Below are 7,140 nucleotides of genomic sequence, written 5' to 3' on the forward strand. Positions count from 1 at the left end.
GGTATCTGAGATCCTGTGTCGAAGTTGGCCGTGTCGGGACGTATCTGGTCGTGCGTATCGATCGGGTATCGTGGGACGCTTGAATGGCGCGGCGTAGAGCCCCTAGGGAGGCGCAACAGTGGCGGGGCTAGCGGCGGCTCCTGACTGACCAAGAATGTCGAGGGATGTGGCGTCCGGGATCTTCAGCACACCGGTTGCCAGGGTCAGCACGAACAGCATCAGGCAGACGTGGAAGGCATGCAGCAGATGCCCCATCCGCCGCTGTCGACGAACCGCCTTGGGGTTGTCCGGTTCACCCGCAGAGATTCCCTGGCGCGACCATTTCTGCCGATTGAAGCGAAAGCTCACGTAGGTCTTGAGCAGGGCGCCGTAGACCTGGTTGTAGTAGATCAGCGGAATCCACAGCAGGCTGAAGCGACCGCGTTGCCAGGCAAGAATCAACGTCGAGATGCCCCTGGTGAACAGAATCCACAGGGCATAGGCGAAGATGAACGACGGGCGCACGAACAAGGACACCAGTATCGCCACCGTCGGCCCGATCAGGGTCGTCCACATGGAGAGACGCTGGTCGATCAGGCTCCACCAGGTGAATAGCCCCATTGGGCGCGGTCCCAGGGCGATGGCTCGGCCACTGGTGCGCAGCATGTTGCCGTACCAGCGGCGCATCAGATCGGTGGTAGAGGCGAAAAAGCGCGTGCGATCAGGTAGCTCCTCGAAGCCAGAGACGTAGACGTCCGGCAGGTAGAGCATCTTCCAGCCATTTTTCAGCAGCCAGTACCAGGTGGACTTGTCGTCGCCGGACAGGAACTTGAAGGTGCCGAAGCGCCAGTGATCAACGTGGTCGTTCTCGACCATGTCAATGAAGTCAGGGTGGGTAGCGAGGTCTGCACGAAAGGCACTGTAGCGCCCGGTGAGCACCAGCAGGCGCTCTGACACAGACATCGAACTCATCACCAGGTGGCGTTGCGCGTAGCGCAGGTCGTACCACTCCTTGGTGGCATCGTTGCCAGTGACGATCGCACTGTTGTTGGTCGTCAGAGCGCCAAGGTCATCACGCAGCGCGAAGAACGACAGCGAGCGCTCCAGGGTGCCGGGTTCCAGCAGAATGTCACCGTCCATGGACACCAATAGCGCGTCCGGTGCCGGTGCACGACGGGAGATCGCACGTAGCACCTCGGCCATGGCGGAGCGCTTGCCGTCGCCCTTCTGAAACATGTATCTGACTTCGATATGCCCGGGCCAGCCATGCTCCTGCAGGACGTGGGAGATGATGTCCACGTCGGTCTGGTCCGACACCGAGGCGAAGACCGTCGTCGGCACGCCGTAGCTGCGGGTTTCGCGAATCAGCGCATCGTAGACGCGATAGCAGACGTCCGGATCGATCCGAAACGAGGTGCACAGCACGTACAGCTCCGACGGCCTGCCGGCGTCACCCAAGGCATCGGCCTGTGCCCGCATCCGCGGGAAGATGCGGCGGTTGTACCACACCGAGCGCAGGGCCTGGACGAACCACCAGGAGTAGCGCCAGGCACCCACGGCACCGATGGCAAAGAAGAAGCTCTTCGACGCCGGAGAGAACACCTCTGATGGGAGTTCACTGACCAGCACGACGAGCAGGGCGAGCAGCAGAGCCAGGGTGGTCAACTCCGTGGCCTTGCTGGCCACGGAGGTGTGCTTGGGAAGTGATGACATGGTCGAGCCCTCACACCCTGGGTTGCTGGAGAGACGCTCCACGGCCCATGGCGTAGTACTCGAGCCCAGCTTGTTCCACATCCTCGGGGGAATAGAGGTTGCGGCCATCAATGACCAACGGGTGGTTAAGCGTGCGAGCGATCTTGTCGAAGTCCACCGTGCGGAAGGCTTTCCATTCGGTGCAGATGACCAGCGCGTCGGCGCCTTCGAGGGCGGCATCGCGCTGTTTTGACAGGCACAGGTCCGGACGCTCACCGTAGATGCGATGACACTCGGCAGCGGCTTCGGGGTCGAAGGCCTGGACCCGTGCGCCGGCTTGCCACAGTTGCTCCATCAGCACGCGACTGGGGGCTTCGCGCATGTCGTCGGTGTTGGGCTTGAATGCCAGGCCCCAGATGGCGATGGTGCGTCCTTCCAGGTTGCCATGCAGCGCAAGTTCCAGCTTGTCGAACAGTCGCGTCTTCTGGTTGTTGTTGACGGTTTCCACCGCCTGAAGCATGCGCGCTGGTGCTCCCACTTCACTGGCCGTGCGCGCCAGTGCCTTGACGTCCTTGGGGAAGCAGGAGCCACCGTAGCCACATCCCGGGTAGATGAAGTGATAGCCGATGCGAGGATCACTGCCGATACCGTGCCTCACCTGTTCGACATCCGCTCCCAGATGCTCCGCCAGGTTGGCGATTTCATTGATGAAGCTGATTTTTGTCGCAAGCATGGCGTTCGCTGCGTACTTGGTCAGTTCGGCACTGCGGACTTCCATGAACATCAGCTTGTCGCGCTGGCGGCTATAGGGCGCATAGCATTCGCGCATCAGGCGGCGTACTCGATCGCTGTCGGTTCCCACCACGATACGAGCACCACGCGAGAAGTCCTCGATGGCGGCCCCTTCCTTCAGAAATTCCGGGTTTGAGCAGACATCGAAATCGACATCCAGCTGACGACCTTCCAGTGCGTTGGCAACGGCTTGAGTGACCTTGTCGGCTGTACCCACCGGCACGGTGGACTTGTTGATCACCACTCGATAGTCATCCATGTACTGGCCAATGGTCTGCGCCACACCCAGCACATGGGTCAGGTCAGCGCTGCCATCTTCGTCAGGCGGAGTTCCGACCGCGATGAACTGAAGCAGACCATGCGCGACACCCTCTTGTGGGCTGTCGGAAAAGCGCAAGCGACCGTCATCCATGTTGTGGCGGATCAGCTCTTCCAATCCTGGTTCGTAGATAGGGACTTCGCCGCGCGTGAGTCGGGCGACCTTGACCTGGTCGACGTCCACACACATGACATCGTGTCCTACGTCAGCGAGGCAGGCGCCGGTGACGAGACCCACGTAACCAGAACCGTGAATGGTGATCTTCATGAACCCTCTCCTTGCGAACGTCTGTGGTAGTGGGGGCTGCCCTGGTGCACTCACGCTGTGGTGCTGTGGCGCGGGTCAAGCCTTGTACTGGGTGTTCTGGTGCGCAAAGTCTGGGCCATGTTTCAGTTATTTGTAGAAAAAACAGATACCTATGGCGTTTCGTCTTTGGTGCGCCTAGCCGTTCGGGCTCAGTGAAAGACAAAAGTGTCTCCCTAAGGAGACGCATGTGTGTGACCTTTGTATAAGTCCTTAAAAATCAACACCCTAGATGTTGCTCATTAGATACGCCTTGTGCTTTTTCTGTTATAAGTTATTGAAAATAATAGGTTTTTTTATAAACCAGGAAGGCGTGACGAATACTCCCCGGCGCTGCGAACGGCGCGCTGGTGCTTAAGACGGTTTTTGACGACTTAGCAACGTCATGCCTGGGGGGAGGAGAAGACACGGTGGGAGCCGGCTGTCCGGCGTGCCTCCCAAAAGAGTGAGGCACGTCTTGGGCGTCGCCCTCTAGGAAGCAGGACCACAAAAGATCGCTGATTTAACGAGTTAGCAGAAAATGACTAGATAACTAGTGTTAGAAGCTGTGTCTTAGATAGATATGGTCACGGCAGTCAGTACCAGTATTTTAATCTTAGGTAATGTGAGTTCTATATGATTTTGATGTGTGAAAACGCATCTCTAATCTAAGATTGATGCTTATAAAATTGACCAAACTGAGCGTTCTGCGACGGAATGCTCTTTGTGCCTGTACTTGAGTCCAATGCCGAGACATAAGGTGCTTCGCTAATACTGCTTCCAAATTGTGCTGGATGTGCGGGTTGTTTGCAGACTGCAGATATGTGCAACAACGGAACGCACCGACAGCTATCTGGAGATAACTAGCGGGATGCGCTGAGTCTTGGCGGGGTCATTGTGGCCACGGTACCCGGGACGGCGAGGCACACCGCGAGACAGGGGCAGGGACTCGATAATGAGCACAGCGACAGTGGTGGCGGTTCAAGGGCAAGCGTGGATTCAAAGCGAAGACGGGACGCTTCGAGAGCTTCGTCCTGGAGACCAGATCCAAGACGGCGAGAGACTGGTGACATCCCAGGGTGGTGAGGTGTCCATCGCTCCCGGCGGCACCGGTGCTCCTCAGGCGCTGACGGGGAGCGGGCAGGTAAGCCTTTGGGCATCCCCCCAGGGGGCCGTCGATGCGGTGCTGCACACCACTGAAGCCGGAGACAGTGCGGACGACGGTGCGCTGGAGTCACTCGGTGTTCCGCTTGCCGCAGGCAGTGCTGCCTTGATTGACGCCCCTGTACCCGACGGTACACAGGCGGCTTCCACGGGTGAGGGTGAGGAGCTTGCCGAACTCGCTGAGCTTGCTGATCAGGCCGATAACGTGTTGGGGGACGCAGAGCTCAATGACCTGCTCGCGGCGATCGATGCTGGAGATGGTGATCTTTTTGATAACCTCGAAGATCCGGCTGCCGGTGGCGCTGGCGGCGGCGGCGATGATGAAGGTAGCAATTTTGTCCGTCTGCTGCGCATCGTGGAGCTGGTGGACCCTCTGGCGTTCCAGTTTGATCTTGGTGGACGTGACGAGCTCATCGACCGTGACTTCACCGGCGTCGATGCCGTCGATCCTGGTGACGATGACGAAGGTGTGACACTGACAGGGCTCGATGGCCCTGGAGACGGCGGCACGCCGGGATCTGGTGGCCCCGGTAATCCGGGAGGCCCTGGCAGTCCCGGTAACCCGGGAGGGCCTGGCGGTCCCGGGAACCCCGGGGGATCCGGCGATCTGCCGGTGGGCGCGTCCAGCGCAGAACAGGTCCTCTACGAGGCCGACCTGAGTGGCGGCACCCGCGGAGATAGCACGCAGCTGATTCGCAGCGGTTCCTTTGGCTTTACCTCTCCAGATGGCTTGTCAACGCTGTCCGTTGGCCCCGTTACGCTCACCTTTGCTCAGCTGAGTGCGCTGGGAACCTCGCCGGTCACTATCGTTACCAAGCACGGGCTTCTTACGTTGACCGGTTTTTCCGGTAGCGCAGCCGGTGGCACGGTCAGCTACACCTATCAGTTGACCAATAACGTGGATAACGATGCCGAAGCGGGTGCCACAGACGGTGGCTTCCTGGACAGCCTGGCGGTTCGCGCAGTGGACGTCGATGGCAGTAGTGCCGGTGGTTCACTGGATATTCTGATCATCGATGATGCGCCTGTTGCGGTGGACGATGCCACTGTCGAAACGACAGACGATGCTGCGGTCACGCTCAACGTTGTCACCAATGCCACCGGTGCCGATACCCTCGGGGCCGATGGCGCCAGCCTCACCGCGGCCGAGCTGGTCGACGCCGATGCCGGCAGTCTGGTGTTCAATGCCGATGGCACTATTACCTATACCCCAGCCCCTGGATTCGAAGGCACCGCTGAGATCCGCTACACCCTTACCGACAATGACGGCGACACCAGCCAGGCCACCTGGCGGGTGGTTGTTGAGGATGACGAGCCCGTTGTTCAGGTGATGCCGGATGCACCGAACGCTTCCGGAAACGGCGAAGTCGACGAAGCCGGTCTTGACGACGGCGGCAGCCAGGCTGCCACCGACCTGGAGACCACCAGCGGCACCATCGCCATCGATACCGGCTCCGACAGCGTGGGCTCGGTGGTGATCAGTGGCGTGGACGTGACCAACGGCGGCACCGTGCAGGGCACCTACGGCGTGCTGACGGTAACCGTCAACAGCGGTGTCTACAGCTATACCTACACCCTGGACGACAACACCACCGACCATAGCAGCCAGGGCACCGGCAGCGACGGTATCCAGGACGTGTTCAGCCTGGTGGTGACCGACTCCGACGGCGACGTCAGCGACCCCGCAGCCTTGACCATCGACATCAAGGATGACGTGCCTGAGGCCACCGACGACGCGGCCGAGACCGACGAGAACGTGGCGATCACCGTCAACGTGCTGGACGGCAGTGCGGGCGGGGCCGACGTGGCCGGCGCCGATGGTCCGGTGACCCTGACCAATGCCGCGCTGCAGGACCCGAGCCAGGGCAGCGTGAGCTTCAATGGTGACGGCAGCGTGACCTTTACCCCGGCGACGGGCTTTGAAGGCGACGTGCTGATCGACTACACCATCACCGATGCCGATGGGGATACCGCGAACGCGACCTTGACCATCACCGTGGACGCTACCCCGGTGGTGGAGGTGAATCCCGAGTCGCCCAATGCGTCTGGCAATAACGAGGTGGATGAAGCCGGTCTGGACGACGGCGGCAGCCAGGCTGCCACCGACCTGGAGACCACCAGCGGCACCATCGCCATCGATACCGGCTCCGACAGCGTGGGCTCGGTGGTGATCAGCGGCGTGGACGTGACCAATGGCGGCACCGTGCAGGGCACCTACGGCACCCTGGTCGTCAGCGTGGTGAATGGGGACTACAGCTATACCTACACCCTGGACGACAACACCACCGACCATAGCAGCCAGGGCACCGGCAGCGACGGTATCCAGGACGTGTTCAGCCTGGTGGTGACCGACTCCGACGGCGACGTCAGCGACCCCGCGGCCTTGACCATCGATATCAAGGATGACGTGGCCGAGGCCACCGACGACGCGGCCGAGACCGACGAGAACGTGGCGATCACCGTCAACGTGCTGGACGGCAGTGCGGGCGGGGCCGACGTGGCCGGCGCCGATGGTCCGGTGACCCTGACCAACGCCGCGCTGCAGGACCCGAGCCAGGGCAGCGTGACCTTCAATGGTGACGGCAGCGTGACCTTCACCCCGGCGACGGGTTTTGAAGGCGACGTGCTGATCGACTACACCATCACCGATGCCGACGGGGATACCGCTAACGCGACCCTGACCATCACCGTGGACGCTACCCCGGTGGTAGAGGTGAACCCCGAGTCGCCCAATGCGTCTGGCAATAACGAGGTGGACGAAGCCGGTCTGGACGACGGCGGCAGCCAGTCGGCCACCGACCTGGAGACCACCAGCGGCACCATCGCCATCGATACTGGCTCCGACAGCGTGGGCTCGGTGGTGATCAGCGGCGTGGACGTGACCAATGGCGGCACCGTGCAGGGGACCTACG

General features: G+C 61.0%; 3 protein-coding genes. 1 reads left to right on the forward strand and 2 read right to left on the reverse strand.

Annotated elements, in window-relative coordinates:
* Positions 1-102: 102 nt before the first annotated feature.
* Positions 103-1,692 (reverse strand): glycosyltransferase, encoded by a 1,590-nt coding sequence (locus tag KUV86_RS09140; protein ID WP_224908328.1) that lies wholly within the window; start codon positions 1,690-1,692, stop codon positions 103-105.
* A gap of 10 nt (positions 1,693-1,702) precedes the next feature.
* Positions 1,703-3,049, reverse strand: a complete 1,347-nt coding sequence (locus KUV86_RS09145) for a UDP-glucose dehydrogenase family protein (protein ID WP_222484551.1) — start codon at positions 3,047-3,049, stop codon at positions 1,703-1,705.
* A gap of 970 nt (positions 3,050-4,019) precedes the next feature.
* Between KUV86_RS09145 and KUV86_RS09150 the strand changes: the two genes are divergently transcribed.
* On the forward strand, positions 4,020-7,140 hold a 3,121-nt coding region (locus KUV86_RS09150; RefSeq protein WP_222484552.1), incomplete at its 3' end, for a retention module-containing protein.

The organism is Halomonas sp. DP8Y7-3 (assembly GCF_019801675.1).
GTDB classification, from domain to species: Bacteria; Pseudomonadota; Gammaproteobacteria; order Pseudomonadales; family Halomonadaceae; genus Halomonas; species Halomonas litopenaei_A.

Coding starts and splice junctions, on each gene's coding strand:
- KUV86_RS09140 (WP_224908328.1), bottom strand. CDS start 1,692: ATGTCATCACTTCCCAAGCACACCTCCGTGGCCAGCAAGGCCACGGAG.
- KUV86_RS09145 (WP_222484551.1), bottom strand. CDS start 3,049: ATGAAGATCACCATTCACGGTTCTGGTTACGTGGGTCTCGTCACCGGC.